This is a genomic window from Martinezella sp. CNPSo 3957 (assembly GCF_057784395.1).
Window position 1 is genome coordinate 113377 of record NZ_JBXSOU010000017.1, and the last position, 14820, is coordinate 128196.

General features: G+C 61.5%; 13 protein-coding genes. 3 read left to right on the forward strand and 10 right to left on the reverse strand.

Annotated features, from left to right (window positions below; all coding sequences use genetic code 11):
• Positions 1-364: 364 nt before the first annotated feature.
• Both AC13QE_RS28105 and AC13QE_RS28110 read left to right on the forward strand, forming a co-directional pair.
• Positions 365-709: a MarR family transcriptional regulator gene (locus AC13QE_RS28105; RefSeq protein WP_041677769.1), complete on the forward strand. Its 345-nt coding sequence runs from the start codon at positions 365-367 to the stop codon at positions 707-709.
• A gap of 16 nt (positions 710-725) precedes the next feature.
• On the forward strand, positions 726-1580 hold the full coding sequence (locus tag AC13QE_RS28110; protein ID WP_488486179.1) for a C40 family peptidase: 855 nt from the start codon (positions 726-728) through the stop codon (positions 1578-1580).
• Positions 1581-1636: 56 nt separating this feature from the next.
• Here the strand turns inward: AC13QE_RS28110 and AC13QE_RS28115 are convergent, their stop codons facing one another.
• A complete protein-coding gene (locus AC13QE_RS28115) occupies positions 1637-2563 on the reverse strand; it encodes a DMT family transporter (RefSeq protein WP_132721102.1) in 927 nt (308 codons plus the stop codon).
• A gap of 124 nt (positions 2564-2687) precedes the next feature.
• Here AC13QE_RS28115 and AC13QE_RS28120 point away from each other — a divergent pair, with 124 nt between their 5' ends.
• Positions 2688-3167 (forward strand): Lrp/AsnC family transcriptional regulator, encoded by a 480-nt coding sequence (locus AC13QE_RS28120; protein WP_488486180.1) that lies wholly within the window; start codon positions 2688-2690, stop codon positions 3165-3167.
• 21 nt (positions 3168-3188) lie between these two features.
• Here the strand turns inward: AC13QE_RS28120 and AC13QE_RS28125 are convergent, their stop codons facing one another.
• From AC13QE_RS28125 to AC13QE_RS28165, 9 genes are all read right to left on the reverse strand, one after another.
• Positions 3189-4580: an amidase gene (locus AC13QE_RS28125; RefSeq protein ID WP_488486181.1), complete on the reverse strand. Its 1392-nt coding sequence runs from the start codon at positions 4578-4580 to the stop codon at positions 3189-3191.
• Between the two features lie 23 nt (positions 4581-4603).
• Positions 4604-5470: an ABC transporter permease gene (locus tag AC13QE_RS28130; protein ID WP_488486182.1), complete on the reverse strand. Its 867-nt coding sequence runs from the start codon at positions 5468-5470 to the stop codon at positions 4604-4606.
• A complete protein-coding gene (locus tag AC13QE_RS28135) occupies positions 5467-6420 on the reverse strand; it encodes an ABC transporter permease (RefSeq protein WP_488486191.1) in 954 nt (317 codons plus the stop codon). Before AC13QE_RS28135 ends, AC13QE_RS28130 begins: the two co-directional genes overlap by 4 nt.
• A 102-nt stretch (positions 6421-6522) precedes the next feature.
• Positions 6523-8055, reverse strand: a complete 1533-nt coding sequence (locus AC13QE_RS28140) for an ABC transporter substrate-binding protein (RefSeq protein ID WP_488486183.1) — start codon at positions 8053-8055, stop codon at positions 6523-6525.
• A 157-nt stretch (positions 8056-8212) separates the two neighbouring features.
• Positions 8213-9130, reverse strand: coding sequence for a LysR family transcriptional regulator (locus AC13QE_RS28145; RefSeq protein WP_488486184.1), 918 nt, complete (start codon positions 9128-9130; stop codon positions 8213-8215).
• A gap of 15 nt (positions 9131-9145) precedes the next feature.
• Positions 9146-10144: a P1 family peptidase gene (locus AC13QE_RS28150; RefSeq protein ID WP_488486185.1), complete on the reverse strand. Its 999-nt coding sequence runs from the start codon at positions 10142-10144 to the stop codon at positions 9146-9148.
• 260 nt (positions 10145-10404) lie between these two features.
• On the reverse strand, positions 10405-10599 hold the full coding sequence (locus AC13QE_RS28155; protein WP_015338438.1) for a hypothetical protein: 195 nt from the start codon (positions 10597-10599) through the stop codon (positions 10405-10407).
• A 508-nt stretch (positions 10600-11107) separates the two neighbouring features.
• Positions 11108-14035: an aminotransferase gene (locus AC13QE_RS28160; protein WP_488486186.1), complete on the reverse strand. Its 2928-nt coding sequence runs from the start codon at positions 14033-14035 to the stop codon at positions 11108-11110.
• Positions 14036-14170: 135 nt separating this feature from the next.
• Positions 14171-14820 (reverse strand): hypothetical protein (locus tag AC13QE_RS28165; RefSeq protein ID WP_488486187.1); only part of this gene is annotated, 650 nt, incomplete at its 5' end.

Below are 14820 nucleotides of genomic sequence, written 5' to 3' on the forward strand. Positions count from 1 at the left end.
CATTATCGCGAGCAGATGGGTGTTCGATTATGCCGAGCCTCTGATACCCCCCTCTGTCGCTGTTGCGACATCTCCCCCACAAGGGGGGAGATTGGTTACTCGCTGCACATACCTGCCACAAGCCTAATATCGTGCCTGGTGAAATCGCAGTTCGTTGTTTTGAGGTCGACGAGCGGCAAACTCCTAAAGATCTCCCCCCTTGTGGGGGAGATGTCGCGAAAGCGACAGAGGGGGGTGCGCACCCTCCGCGAATTCTATGGCTCGAAAGTCCATCTTCGAAAGAGCTAGAACCAAAACACCCCTTGAAACCGCCACGATCTTGGTCGAGACTGGAACGGCAGCGTAACGAATTTCGAGGTTGCTCTTGCCGCTTGAACTCACCGCCTCGCAGGCTCTCGGCCTCTGGCATGGCGTGACGCTCGCTCAGGTGCGCCGCGAGGATCATGATTTGACGCTGCGGCAGACGGCGATTCTGCTGCAGATCTATCTTGTGCCACCGCCGCATACCGTACGCGGCCTGGCCGCGACGCTCGGCGTCACCAAGCCCGTCATAACTAGGGCGCTTGACACCATGGGCGTGATGGGATTGGTCGACCGCGTGCGCGACGATCGCGATCGCCGCAATGTCATCATTAAGCGAACAGTCACCGGCGCGCTCTATCTTGAAAAACTCGGCGATCTCATCATCGAGCACGGCCGAAAATTGTAACCTCAGGAATTTCACCATGATGCTTGACCGCCGTCTCAATGCTTTCAGACCCGATCTTGCCGAGGCTTCTCTCAAGGGCAAGGTTGAGGCCGAGCGTTTCGTCGAGGGTATTGATGCGCGCGTTGCCGTGCCGGTCGCTGCGCTCCGGCCGAAGCCGGATCTCGCCTCGGGCATCGATACCGAGCTCTTGATGGGCGAAGAGGTGACGATATTCGAGCGCCGCGACGGCTGGTGCTGGATCAAGGCTGTGTCTGACGATTATGTCGGCTATCTTCCGGAAACGGCGATTAATGAGGGCGCGGCAGCGCCGACCCATATCGTCGTCCCGCAGCGCACTTTCCTCTATCCCGAGCCGGAGCTGCGCAAGCCACATGCTGCGATCCTCTCCATGGGCAGTCTCGTACATGTGACCGGCACGGCGGAGGCGCGGGGCAATCACTATGTCGTCCTGGAGGATGGAACCGCGATCTTCGCAAAGCACGTCCAGCCGATTGGTTACAACAAGGGCGGTGACTTCGTTGATGTCGCCTTACGCTTCATCGAGACGCCCTATCTCTGGGGCGGCCGCTCGGGCCTCGGCATCGATTGCTCAGCGCTGGTACAGCTGGCGCTGTCGATGACGGGCCGTGCCGCGCCGCGCGATACCGACATGCAGGCCGCTGGCCTTGGCCAGCCAATCGAGCGCGAGGAGCTGAAGCGCGGCGATTTCGTCTTCTGGAAGGGGCATGTGGCGATCATGGAAGATCCGGAAACCATTGTTCACGCCAACGGCCATACCATGACCGTCGCCCGTGAGAATTTCGCCGCCGCCATCGAGCGCATCGGCTGGCTTTATGAAAGGCCGACCGGCTATCGCCGTTTCATCGACTGACTGCGCTCCGAAACCCTGTAGCGACAACCCATCCGGCATTTGCCGTGGCGGCGGTCTTACGGCGTGCGAGGGCGCGCGATCCAGATGCCGGCGACGATGACGATGCCGCCAAGCGCCTGCAACAGCGTGACGTTTTCGCCGAATAGGAACCAGGCGAAAAGGGCGGCTGCGATCGACTCCAGGAAAATGACAAGAGAGGAGAATACGGTCGGCAATCTTCCGAGCGCGACCGAAAGCAGTCCCTGTCCGCCGGCATGGCTGATGAGGCCGAGTGCCAGCAGCACGCACCATCCCGCGATCGACTGCGGCAATATGCGCGGCTCGAAGAAGAAGGCGATCAGGAACAGGATCGCCGACGTTATGATGCTCAATTCGAAGGTGACGCGCGCGGCGTTGGTCCCGGGGCGCGCCGCGCCGACCGCCAGGAAATAAAGGCCGAAAAACGCGCCGGTGATGATGGCGAGAGCATCGCCGACCGCCCGGTCCGGATTGAATGCCAGGCTTTGGACGACGAGCGCCGTGCCGCCCGCAAGGCAGACGAGGAGGCCAAGAAGCGTGGCGCGACCGACCCTTTGCCTCAGCAGAAGCCAGCCGAAGATCACGACCCATAGCGGCGCCATCGTCGCGAAGAAGGTGGCGTTGGCGATCGTCGTCCGCATGATCGAGAGATGCCAAAAGAACAGGTCGCCCGTGAAGGCGATGCCGGCGAGAATGGTCGGTATCGTGAAACTGGCGCGAGGCGCATTGGGCTCCGCGACCTCCGCATAGCGCATCCATATCCAAAGGATCGGCAGCGCCAGGAAGACACGCCAGAAGGCGCTGGCGAAAGGCCCGACATCGGCGAGGCGCACGAGGCTCGGCGAGATGCTCATGGCCAGCGCCGCGAGAACCATCGCCATTACGCCGAGAAGAAAACCCTTCGTATCGGCGCTTTCTCCGAGGCTTGCGCTGCGCATATCGTATTCGGTGTCCGGTTGTGACATTCTCGTGCCTTTGCAAGTCAGATGATGTGTGGCGCAAAGCTAGTACATTGGGGAAGAGGATTTGGCTCCATTTTGACGGCTTTCATGCAATTTTGTTTCCTCTTTGCGGTAAGGATGTATTGAAATGCGCAAACCCGCCGATCTCGATGAATTCGATCTGGCAATTCTCGAGATATTGCAGAAGGACAGTACGGTTCCGCAACGCGAGATCGGTGAGCGGATCAACCTGTCGGCGCCGGCTGTGCAGAGGCGCATCAAGCGCATGCAGGAAAGCGGTGTCATCCAGGCCAATATCGCGGTCGTCGATCCGGCGGCAATAGGCCTGCCGATTACCATCATCGTCGAGGTGCATATCGCAAACGAGCGGTACGACCTCATCAACGCGATCAAGCGCAGCTTCCTCGAAGCGCCGGAAGTGCAGCAATGCTACTGTGTCACCGGCGAGGCCGATTTCGTGCTCATCATCGTCGTCCCCAGCATGTCCGCCTATGAGGAGGTGGCCCGGCGCCTGTTCTACGACAATCCGAATGTCACCAAGTTCAAGTCGCTTGTGACCATGGACCGGGTCAAGGTCGGTCTTTCCGTGCCGTTGTCGCTGGACTAGCTGGCTGACTTCAAGTTCTGTTCACGCCGGCCGCTTCGGCCAGTTCGTCACGCCGCCGGTCCAGTCCTCGAAGGCTTTCGAGAGGCGAAGCACCAGCATGTCGTCGAAGCGCGGACCGATGATCTGCATGCCGATCGGCATGCCGGAGCGGGAGAAGCCGCAATTGATCGACGCAGCCGGCTGCTCCGACATGTTCCACGGAACAGTGAAGGCGATGTGCTCGAAAGGTCGCGCCGGGTCGTTGGTGGGTGAGGCCCATTCGGCGGGATAGGAGACGATCGGATTGGTCGGCGAAAGCACGGCATTCACCTCTGCGAAGAGCTTGGCGCAGCTCTTGCGCATCTCGTAGGTCTGGTTGAAGCCACGAACGGCATCGACGCCGCTGATCTCTGCGCCGCCCTTCGCCCAGCTATAGATATAGGGCAGGATGCTGTTGCGGCGTTCCTCGCTCAAGGCCGTCATGTCGCCCCAGAAGCGGGCGCGCCAGAAGGCGTCGAGCCCATCCAGCATTTGCCTCGTCAGCACCGGCGCGACATCGACGATGATGGCGCCCGCTTCCTCGAAGCGCTTGGCGGCAGCGGTGACCACATCGCGTATCTCGTCCTCGACAGGCAGGCCGCAGCCAGCATCAAGCGTCAGGCCGATCTTCATGCCTCGGACGTCGATACCGAGATCCATCCAGTCGATCCCGTTTGGCTGCAGGCTGGTGCTGTCGCGCCAGTCGGGCCGCGAGAGCGTCGCCATGGAAAAGGCGGCATCCTCGACCGTGCGGGTCATCGGTCCGGCGCATCGCCCGAGATAATAGGGATCGATCGGAATACGGCCATTGCTCGGCTTGAAGCCAAAAATGCCGGTCCAGCCAGCTGGCAGGCGTATCGAGCCGCCAATATCGGTGCCGATATGCAGTGGTCCGTAGCCGGCAGCTGCCGCGGCCGAGGCACCGGCGCTGGAGCCGCCCGGATTCTGGCTGGGGTCCCAGGGGTTGCGGCTGAGCTTGTGAAAGCTCGAAAGGCCGGAGGAGAGCATGCCGTAATCGGGGCAGGTGGTTTTCGCGAAAATCACCGCGCCATCCTCGCGCATGCGGGCGGCGATCGGCGCGTCCTCGGCAGCGGGAATGAGCTCGACGGCCGCGGTGCCGAGCGGCACCGGCTGACCCTTGGTGGCGATCAGCTCCTTCAGCGTCACCGGAATCCCGTCCAGGGTCCCAAGCGGCGCGCCCTTCGCCCAGCGCTCCGTAGAGGCATCTGCCTGCTTGCGGGCATCCTCGGGATCATAGGCATAGAGAGCTGATATTGTTGGCTCCCATGCCTCGATATGCGTCTCGAGCGCCAGCCAGTATTCGCTGGGAGACAGGCTCTTGTCGGCGAACTTGCGCCGGAGGTCTCGGATGGAAAGATCGGTAGGTTCGGTCATGATCTATACTCTTTATATCGCAATCAGCGCGTCGCCTCGCGGGGGTCGAGGAGATCGCGCAGCCCGTCGCCGAGCAGGTTGAAGCCAAGTACGGAGAGCGCGATGGCAAGCCCCGGCAGCAGGGCGAGCCATGGCGCCACGTGGAAATAGGTCTGCGCATCGGCCAGCATCCGCCCCCAGGTCGGTGCAGGCGGCGGCACGCTCAAGCCCAGGAAGGCAAGTCCGGCTTCCGTCAGGATCGCAAGGCCGAGCTGGATCGTCGCCTGGACGATGATGCTGCCCATGATGTTCGGCAGGACATGGCGGCGCGTGATGGAAAGCTGCGTATTGCCGATGGCGCGCGCCGCCAGCACATAGTCGCGGCTCCAGGCCTGCAGGGCCGCACCGAGCGCGACACGGGCAAAGACCGGCACCATGAAGACGGCGATGGCGATGATGGCCGTGGAGCGACCGGTCCCGAGAAATGCACCGAGGATCATGGCCGAAAGGATCGGCGGCAGGGCGAAGATCACGTCGCAGGCCCGCATGACGAGCGCCTCGAACAGGCCGCGTTGGGCGGCGGCGGAAACGCCGATGATCGTTCCGATTGTTCCGCCGATCGCGACGGATGACACCGAGATCGAAAGCGAATTCCAGCAGCCCGCCATCAGCATCGACAGGACGTCGCGGCCGATCTGGTCGGTGCCGAGAAGCCCGAAGCCAAGGGGCGGCTGCAGCTTGTGAAGGATCTGCATCTTCGCGGGCGGCACCGGCGTCCAGAACTGCGAGAGGAGAGCGACGCAGAAGAGCGCAAGGATGATGACGGCGCCGACGATGAGATTCATTCGCCGCAGCGCCCGAAAACGGCGGCGGGAAGACGGTGCGGCAACTTTGGTGTCGACTGTAGTCATCGCGCACCTCCCGCTCGCAGCCGGGGATCGATGGCGAGATAGGAGAGATCGACCAGAAAATTCACGACGATGACGAGGCCGGCGAAGAACAGCACGACGTCCTGCAGAACGATGACGTCGCGCTGGCTGAGTGCCTGATAGGCGAGGCGGCCAAGGCCGGGCAGGGTGAAGACATTTTCGATCAGTACGGCGCCGGCGACGAGAAAGGTGAATTGCAGTCCGAGAATGGTCAGCACAGGCACCAGCGCATTCGGCACCACATGTCCCCAGAGCACGCGGCTGCGCGATAGACCCTTGGCGATCGCGGTGCGGGCAAAATCCTCATGCAACGTATCGAGCACGGCCGAGCGCGTCACACGGGTCAGCACCGCCGCCTGCGGCAGTGCAAGGGCGGCGGCCGGCAGCACCAGCGACTTCGCGGCAGGCCAGAATCCGCTCTCCCAACCGGGAAAACCGCCCGCCGGCATCCAGCCGAGCGATGTGGCAAACACAAGCACCAGCAAGAGGCCGACCCAGAAGCCCGGAACGGCGATGCCCATCTGCGAAAATAGTGTGGCGATGATATCGAAGACGCCGCCGCGTCTTGCCGCTGCCGCAACACCGAGCGGCACGGCGACAAGAACCGACAACAGGATGGCAAGCAGCGCAAGCGGCAGGGTGACGGCAAGCCGCTCGGCAATCAGGCCTACGACCGGAACACCATAGGTATAGGACGTGCCGAGATCACCCGTCAGCGCGCCGGCGAGCCATTGCCCGTACCGCACGATCAGCGGCTGATCGAGCCCCATATCATGCCGGAGCGCGGCAAGCGTTTCCGGCGTCGCCGAGGTGCCGAGCGTGATCGCGGCCGGGTCGCCCGGCAGCAGCGCCATGACGGCAAAGATCAGCAGCGAGACGGCAATCAGCGTCAGCACAAGTCCGAAAATCCGGCGGGTGAGCAGTACGATCATAGCAAGTCCATGGCCGACCATGCCCGGCATCGAAATGGTTGGCTTCGAAAGGGTTCGCGGCGGGCGAAGCGATCCGCCCATCCGCGCCTGCAGGCAAAGAGCTTAGTCTTCCCAGGAAACGTTGGTCAGCACGTTGGACGGGATCGGTTCGTTCTCCCAGAGACCCTTCAGCTTCTTGTCCCACACCCCGAGCTTCGGCATGACGAACAGGAAGAGCGACGGCACATCCTCGGCAAGAATGCTTTGCGCCTCGCCATAGAGCTTGTTCTGCTCGGCGGGATCGGCGGTGAGCTGGATCTTCTTCATCAACTCGTTGAAGGCCGGGTTCTTGTAGTTGAAGTAATAGGGATCGCGCGAATAGATATCGATATCCATCGGCTCGGCATGGGCGACGATGGTCATGTCGTAATTGCGGCCGGTGAAAACGTCCTGCACCCATTTCGCCGGGAATTCCGTCGGCTCGATATTCATCGTCACGCCGATATCGGCAAACATCGCCTGCATCACCTGAGCACTGCGCGGCGCATAGGCCATTTGCGGCGTCTTGATGGTGAAGGTGAAACCATTTGGATAGCCGGCTTCGGCAAGCAATGCCTTGGCCTTGGCGGCATCATAAGGCAGCGTGCCTGTCAAATCCTTGTAGCCGGGATCGTTCGGCGTGTAGTGGCTGCCGATCGCGGTGCCGAAGCCGGACCAGGCGCCTTCGATGATCGTCTTGCGATCGAGCGCCATCATCAGCGCCTGGCGCACGCGCTTGTCGTCGAAAGGCTTGCGGGTGTTGTTCATGCCGGCCACGACCTTCAGCTCGGTGTTGCCGATCTTGGTCGTCAGCCTGGCATCGCCCTCGAAGGAACTCATGAGCTCCGGCGCGGCGAATTCCGGAAAGGCATCGAGATCACCGGCTTTCAGTGCCGCGGCCTCCGCCTGCGGATCGGAAATGAAACGGAAGGTCACCTTCTCGAGCTTCACGTCAGCAGATTTGTTCCAGTAGTCCGGGTTCTTGACGAGGTCGACATGGTCGCCCTTCGTCCAGGAGGAGAATTTGAACGGTCCGGTGCCGACGGGCGTCGTCTTGTTATTGGCAGAGGACTTCGGCCCGACCATGACGGAGCTCGGCCAGCCCAGCCAATAGAGTAGGCTGCCGGTCGGCGAAGAAAGATGCAGGACCAGCGTCTCCGCATCCGGCGTGTCGATCGAGGCGATAGTCGCAAAGAAGCGCTTCTGCGGATTGACGGAATCGCCACCGCGGGCACGATCCAGCGTGAACTTCGCCGCGGCTGAATCGAAGGCTTCGCCGTCATGGAATTTCACGCCGGTCTGCAGTTTGAACGTATAGGTCAGGCCGTCAGGCGAGATTTCCCAGCTCTTGGCAAGCTGCGGCACGATCTTGCCGTTTTCGTCGATCGCAACCAACCCTTCGAAAATATTCTGCCAGGTGACCTGGCCGATTGCCACGGGCGCGGCGATCGTCGGATCGAGGCCCGTCGGCTCGACGCTCATGCCAAGATTGAGAGTTGTCTTCGCGGCCTCAGCCTGTGTGAGGCCCATCATCATCAGCAGGCCGGCGGAAACTGTGGCGCCATAGGCAAGCCGGCGCGCGACGTCGCCCAGGCTCGGGCGTGAAAACTTGGGCATGTCGGTTCCCTTGCTTTTGCCCGCATGTCCGGCTTTCCCTCCGGCCTGCGGTCTTTTTCAGGATAGTGTCATCTCATAGGCGCACACACAATTCCGAAAATGTGTGCTCGGTGTAGCCGAAACCGCTACACTGGTCTTGTCTTCTACAGTGTTGGGTTCAATCCCGCCTCCCCTTGGCGGAAAGTTGCTTGCGCATGAAGCGCTCGATGAAATCGAGCAGCTTGCCGGCCGCGAAGGAGAGCGGGCGATCAGGTGCGACGCAGAGGTCGACCGGCGTCCGCACCCCCATGCCGCTCGCGACGGGTCGTGCGACGAGCTGACCCGCTTCGATCTCCCTTTGAACGGTCAGCGCCGGCAGCATGGTAATTGCTGCGCCCCGCAGCACCAGCTCCTTCTGCATTTCCAGCGAGCCGGTCTCAAAGACTGGATCGAGCCTCAGCCCCTCACGTTCGAACAGCGCGTCGAAGGCCTGCCTTGCGCCGAAGGAGCGATCGGGGACGGCAAGCGCGTGTGACGCAATTTCATCTAGCGTGATCTCGCTGGCGGCAGCAAGCGGATGGGAGGAAGCGGCGATCACGTCATAGACGAGCTCGGACCGCAGGCGCACCTTTGTGCCGGAAAGCGGCGGGGCAAACAGCGTCACCGCAATATCGGCCTCGGCATTGTTGACGGCCTCGATGGCGCCGCGAGCGCTGGTAATGGTCACTTCGAAGCGCAGACGCGGATAGCGCAAGCTGAACTCGGCCAGCGCTGGAGCAAGGATATTGGCGACCGACGCGCCGTTGGCATAGATACTGACCGTCCCGCGCTGCAGACCCTTCAGGTCTTCGATCAACTGGTGCACATGATCGAGCTCGCGCAGCGTCCGGCCCGCGCGTTCCGCCAGCAATTCGCCGGCAGCCGTCAATTTGATGCCGCGGGCGCTGCGTTCGACCAGCTGCGTGCCGAAATGATATTCGAGATTCTCGATCTGGCGGCTGATGGCCGTCGGCGCCACGTTCAGGTTTTCGGCCGCCTGGCGCATCGAATTGGTGCGCACCAGCTCGTCGAAATAGATCAGCGCGCGGATCTGCATGCGCGGGATCTCCCTTTAGACGACCAGGTTGGCGAAGCGATCCCGCCACGCCGCTTGCCCACCCTCGACCGGCAGTGCCGTCGCCTCATAGACGCCGCGGGCGATAGCGCGCGCCATGACGATAGTGGCAAGGTGGCAAAGCTCCATGAAACCAGGCATATCGTCGCGGGAATGCTTACCGGTAGAGGCGGCAAATACAGTATCGCCGTCGAGCGGCAGATGCGTCGGCAGGAGCGCCCGGGCGAAGCCGTCATGGGCTGAGATGGACAGGCGATGCGTCTCTGCCTTGGTCAACTGGGCGTCGGTTATGACAGCGCCGATGGTCGTGGCGGTGATGTTGGTGCCCTTCAGCTGCAGGCGAGAATCGACCACCTGCGGCGTACCGAGGCCGCCGAATTCGTCGTCTTCTTCGAAGGGCGCCGCCCAGAAATGCGGGCTGTCGCCGATGGTGGCTGAACCGAGTGCATTGACGGCAGCGATGGCGGCGATCCTGTATCCCCTGCTGCTGACGGCACTTGCCGAGCCGAGCCCGCCTTTGACTGTCGCCGTCGTGGCGCCCGTGCCGGCGCCGACGCTTCCAAGTGCAAAGGGTCCTTTATCCGCGGCCTTGAAGGCGACATATCCCATATCGCGATAGGGCGAGTGCAGCCCCCAATCCTTGTTGCCGCCGTTGATGAGATCGAACAGGATCGCCTGCGGCACGATCGGCACCAGCGCGTTGCCAACTTTCAGACCGCGGCCGATTTCCCTCAAGCCGGCCTGCACGCCGCCGGCGGCATCGAGCCCGAAGGCCGAGCCGCCTGAGAGCACGAGAGCATCCACGGTGCCGACCGTCATTGCAGGGTCCAGCAATGCAGTATCCCGTCCGCCTGGCGCGCCGCCGAGAACGGTACAGGAGGCGATAGCCGGCTCATCGAAGACGATGGCGGTGACGCCCGAGCCGAGCGCAAGATCGGTCGAATGACCGACAGCGACGCCTTCGACATCGGTCAGGAGATTGAGGAGATCAGCCAATGAAAAATCCTTCGCCGTTGCAACGCGAGGTCGTTATGGCGATAGGATCGTAAAGAGGGGGAAAAGACAAGATGGGTTTGTTCGACCCAAGCGGTGCAGGGCTGGAGGCTTCGGAGCTTTGGCGTTTCATAAGGAGCCGGTGGAAGCTTCCTTCGAAAGAAGCCATGCGATGGCCTCAAATAAAAAAGCCCCCACCCTGATTCTATCAAAGGGTGAGGGCTGGGGATGGGATTGAGTAAAAGCGCAGGTAATCCGATCCATCAAACATGGATCGGTTTTGCCTGCTGGCGGGAGAGAAGGTCGCGGATCGCAAGCTTCACTTCGTCCGCATTTCTGAAATGCTGCTCGTCCAGATCATGGACATGATATTTTACAGCGATGAACTTGAGCCGATCCTGATCAGGAACGACGATGCCGACGGGAACGCCGGCGTATTCGATGACTTGCTTCTTCATAAATAGACTCCCTCTGCGCACGCACGGCGCAGACATGGCGAATTGACTGTCTTATTCCGGGAAGGAGGACGAACGTCACATTCGACAGCACGGGCGGGAGAGCGCGCCCGAACGGTCATTGCCAAGCACGGGCCGCCCAAGGAACGAAGCAATGACTTTTCTATTCAGCATGTCACTTCCTCAATTGGCGTTGTACTTGTTAGGGTCTCAGTAGCAGAGACCCGGTGAGTGCACCATTATCCACTATATTAGTAGATAATAGCAATTGCATCCTCAGAAACATATTCCGAAAGATGTCAAAATGTCGACGATCGGGAAAATAAAATTCCGAACCTGGCGGATTGCGGGGAAGGTTGTCTTAAAACCTTCGTCTTGCTACCCGTGTCGGTACGGCTCGCCGATCACCGAGCAACAGATAGGAATTGGCGCGAGATTCGACAATGCCCCGGCAACATTAAAATTCACGCGCCGCTAAAACACCTAAATGGTTAATGGCGCGCCGGGGTCGTCAAAATCCATCTTCCAGCACCTTTTCCAGGGCCTTCACGAAGAAATCGGAGCTCTCGGGTGCGAGGCATAGAGGCGGCTTGATCTTCAACACGTTCAGGTGATCGCCGGTCGGCTGCATGAGGACTCCGAGATCGAGCAGGCGCTCGCAGATCGCAGCCGTCTCTTCGGTGGCCGGCGTCAGGCTTTCGCGATCGCGCACGAATTCGACGCCGAGATAAAGCCCCGTGCCATGCACGGCGCCGATCAGCGGGAATCGATCCATGAGAGCGATCAGGCCAGCCTTCAGCCGGTCGCCGATGACGCGGGCATTTTCCTGCAGATTCTCGTCCTTGAGAATATCGAGAACGGTGAGGCCGACGACGCAGCTGACCGGGCTGCCGCCGGCGGAAGAAAAGAAATAGCCTTCCTTTTCCAGCGATTCGGCGATCTCGCGTCGGGTGATGACGGCGCCGAGCGGATGGCCGTTGCCCATGCCTTTGGCGATTGTGATGATATCGGGCACGACGCCCTGGGTTTCGAAACCCCAGAAGTGTTCGCCGAGCCGGCCGTAGCCCACCTGCACTTCGTCGGCTATGCAAAGGCCGCCACGCTGCCGTACTGCATCGTAGACGCCGGCAAGATAGCCATGCGGCAGCGCGATACCGCCGGCATTGCCATAGACCGGCTCGGCGATGAAGCCGGCAAGCCCCTCTCTCTTTTCATCGATGGCCTGCAACTTGGCCGTGACGTCGTTGAGATAGTCGATCCCCGAATCCGGACCGCGGAACGGGCCGCGATAGGTATTGGGAGACAGGACGGGATGCACCCAGCCCGGCCGCGTCGTCAGCGCCTGCGGATTGTCGGCAATCGAGGTGGAGACGGCATCGCTCGCAACGGTCCACCCGTGATAGGCCTCCAGCAGGCAGAGCATGTTCCTCTTGCCCGTGTGCGCCCAGGCAAGGCGGATCGCAAGATCATTGGCTTCCGAGCCGCTATTGACGAGGAAGACGCTGTCGAGTCCATCAGGCGCCAGCGCTGCCAGCCGCTCGGAGAATTCCGCGACAGCGGCATAGTGGAAGCGGGAGTTGGTATTGAGGCGAGACCATTGCTGGGCGATCGCTGCCGTCAGGCGCGGATAGGCGTGGCCAAGCGTCGTCACGTTGTTGACCATGTCGAGGTAGCAGCGTCCCCGCGTGTCGAACAGGAATTCGCGCCACCCGCGCTCGATCTGCGGCGGGAACTCGTAATAGTGCTTCTGCGGCTTGGCGAAGCGGGCGTTGCGCAATGATAGCAGCGCGGATGGATCCGGCCGCGGCGCTTCGCAGGCCGGGTTCAAGAGAGCAGCAGGCGACGGCGATATGGCTGACCAGCCCTCCGCCTGGTCCGCCGTCGCGAAGAGCGGCGGCACAAGGCCGGGCACGCGGCAAAGCTGGATGCGCAATCCCCCGATTGCAGAGCCCTCGCTGCCAATGGTCCCGATCGTAGCTCCTTGCTCGACGGCCGCTCCGTCCTCAAGAGCACTCTCGATGCCGTCGAGATGCAGGCTCACTTCGTCGCCGACCAGCACGAAATGCTGGCCTTGCCGTTGCAGAAGGCCGGGAAAGGGAGCTGCAACCGTCGCCCCAGCCGGCAGGCAGATATCGCAATGCAGGGCGAAATTCTGCGGCTGTACCATGTTAAGCGGCGCGGCAAGGGAAAGGCGGAATTCGCCGTAGCGCGTTGCGGCAGTCCCCGACGCGATTGCCGTCTGGGCAAGCAGCCGCCAGTCCATATCCGGCTTCTGCCAGTTGCCGTCGATAAAGTCGGGGCCGGTGACGGAAAGATCGATGGCGGCAATCCGCGAGGGATCGATGTCGGGCAGCAGCGGCGCCCAGCCGTCGATCGTAATTGGCGCGACATCGAAGCCGATCGCTTTGAGGATCGCGGCTTCCATCACATCCGGCTGTGCGCCGGTCGCGACATCGAAAATCTCGCGCTCGAAGTCGAGATTGCCGCGCACATACTCATTGTCGGGGTCGATGGCGAGCTGTTGTTCGCTGCTGGCGGCAAGGATGACGGCGCGCGCGACGATCAGCGGCCAAAGCGCCTTGCCCTCTGCCTCTGTCAGCGGATAGACGGCATGATAGCCCTTGATGGCGGGAAGGATGTAGAAGGGGTTGCCGTCCGCATGGTGCAGCAATGATGCGCAGGTGACGGCGAGATCGCCGACCAACCAGCCCTGAATGATATCACCGAAATCGATGACGCCATCGGGCACGAGCTGTCCATGCGCATCCGGATGGCTGACGACGTTGTCGTCGGTGACATCGTGATGCACCGGCTGCACGCGCAATTCGCTTGCCAGCGGCTGGATACGCTTGACGGCCGCCACCATTGCCTTGGCGATGCGATCGCGTGCCTCGTGGTCCGTGATCGCCGACAGCAGTTGCACGGCGACCGGCCCGGCGCGCCGCAGGTCCCATTGCAGGTTTCGATGAAGGCCGGGATGGTCGAAATCGGCAAGATCTCGGGCAAGCCGGGCCGAAAGCGCGCCTAAGCCTGCGGCTGCGGCAGGCGGCAGATGCTTGCGCCGTGTCAGCGTCTGGCCCGGAAGAAAGCCGAGCAGCCGAACGAGATAATCCTGTTCACGAAGGGTAACGGTGAGAATATCGCGACCATTGAGAGAGGGCACGACTTCAGGCACGCGCGGCGCGTCCGGCTTGGTGTGCAGGTGACGGATCGCGGCGTTCTGCGCCTCAAGCTCGACCAGCTCGTATTCCGCCCGGCAGATCTTCAGCACATAGGCATTATCGCCGGCATCGATGCGGTAGTTGCGGTCCTGCTGACTGCCGAGCTCGGTCAGCGTCCCGCTCAGGCCGTAATGCGTCTGTAGGATTTCGGCCGCCTCGTCCGGCGTCACGTCCGGTCTCGGCAGTTGCATACGGTTCACGAGCGTGGCGTCGGCCATGGCATCCCCCCGGATGGTTCATTTGCATCGACACTAAACCATTCCATATTAAAGAAAATTACCCAAAGCAGATAGGGCTGTCGAGCGATGGGGAAGAAGATAGGCCACGGAATGCAGCCGGCTAGCCGTAAGGGCCTATTCGACCTCGATGGAATAGCTGCAACCGGCCAGCGTCTTACCGGGATGGGTATCGACTGTGGAGACGTTGAGCGAGATGCGCGTTTCCAACACGGTGTCCGAATTTGCCTGCTGATCCTTGTGTGACAGGACGACCTTCTCGCCGAGAAACTTGTTCGGCTGGTCGACCGAGGCCGTCGCGCCAAGCTGTTTGGCCAGCGAATGAGGGTCTGCCTCATCGAGCACGGCGAGGGGGCCTGTGGAGGTAAAGACGATCCTGTTCGTCCGCCGTCCGAAGACGGTCAGGGGCATCGAAAGCTGGAATTCGCGCAGAAAGGGATTGTCCGACGGCAGCTCGCTGATGCCGAACTGCTTCATGGCTTTGGCGCTTTCTGGCCCGGTCAGCCATAGGGCGAAATTATTGTAGCTCGGCACGTCGTATGTCGTGCACTCGATCAGCTTGGCGAGATCGATCTTGGAAGGGTCATCTTGCGTTGTTGCTGCATGCGCCGCTGGCGCGCTCAAAAGGAACGCCGCGAGCAGCAGCGTTCCATTGCGGTAGAATGACATGTCCTCTCCCTGATCTTCGTGCGATTCGAGAACGGTGATATCAAATCGCGCGCCGGAGCGAAAAGGAAAGAAAGGTGGCCAAAATCGAGCCTCGGTAC

Bases quoted from the DNA above. Each gene is read 5' to 3' on its own strand.
- AC13QE_RS28160 (WP_488486186.1), bottom strand. From the start codon at position 14,035: ATGGCCGACGCCACGCTCGTGAACCGTATGCAACTGCCGAGACCGGAC.
- AC13QE_RS28135 (WP_488486191.1), bottom strand. From the start codon at position 6,420: ATGATCGTACTGCTCACCCGCCGGATTTTCGGACTTGTGCTGACGCTG.
- AC13QE_RS28145 (WP_488486184.1), bottom strand. From the start codon at position 9,130: ATGCAGATCCGCGCGCTGATCTATTTCGACGAGCTGGTGCGCACCAAT.
- AC13QE_RS28125 (WP_488486181.1), bottom strand. From the start codon at position 4,580: ATGACCGAACCTACCGATCTTTCCATCCGAGACCTCCGGCGCAAGTTC.
- AC13QE_RS28130 (WP_488486182.1), bottom strand. From the start codon at position 5,470: ATGACTACAGTCGACACCAAAGTTGCCGCACCGTCTTCCCGCCGCCGT.
- AC13QE_RS28115 (WP_132721102.1), bottom strand. From the start codon at position 2,563: ATGTCACAACCGGACACCGAATACGATATGCGCAGCGCAAGCCTCGGA.
- AC13QE_RS28110 (WP_488486179.1), top strand. From the start codon at position 726: ATGATGCTTGACCGCCGTCTCAATGCTTTCAGACCCGATCTTGCCGAG.
- AC13QE_RS28155 (WP_015338438.1), bottom strand. From the start codon at position 10,599: ATGAAGAAGCAAGTCATCGAATACGCCGGCGTTCCCGTCGGCATCGTC.
- AC13QE_RS28120 (WP_488486180.1), top strand. From the start codon at position 2,688: ATGCGCAAACCCGCCGATCTCGATGAATTCGATCTGGCAATTCTCGAG.
- AC13QE_RS28140 (WP_488486183.1), bottom strand. From the start codon at position 8,055: ATGCCCAAGTTTTCACGCCCGAGCCTGGGCGACGTCGCGCGCCGGCTT.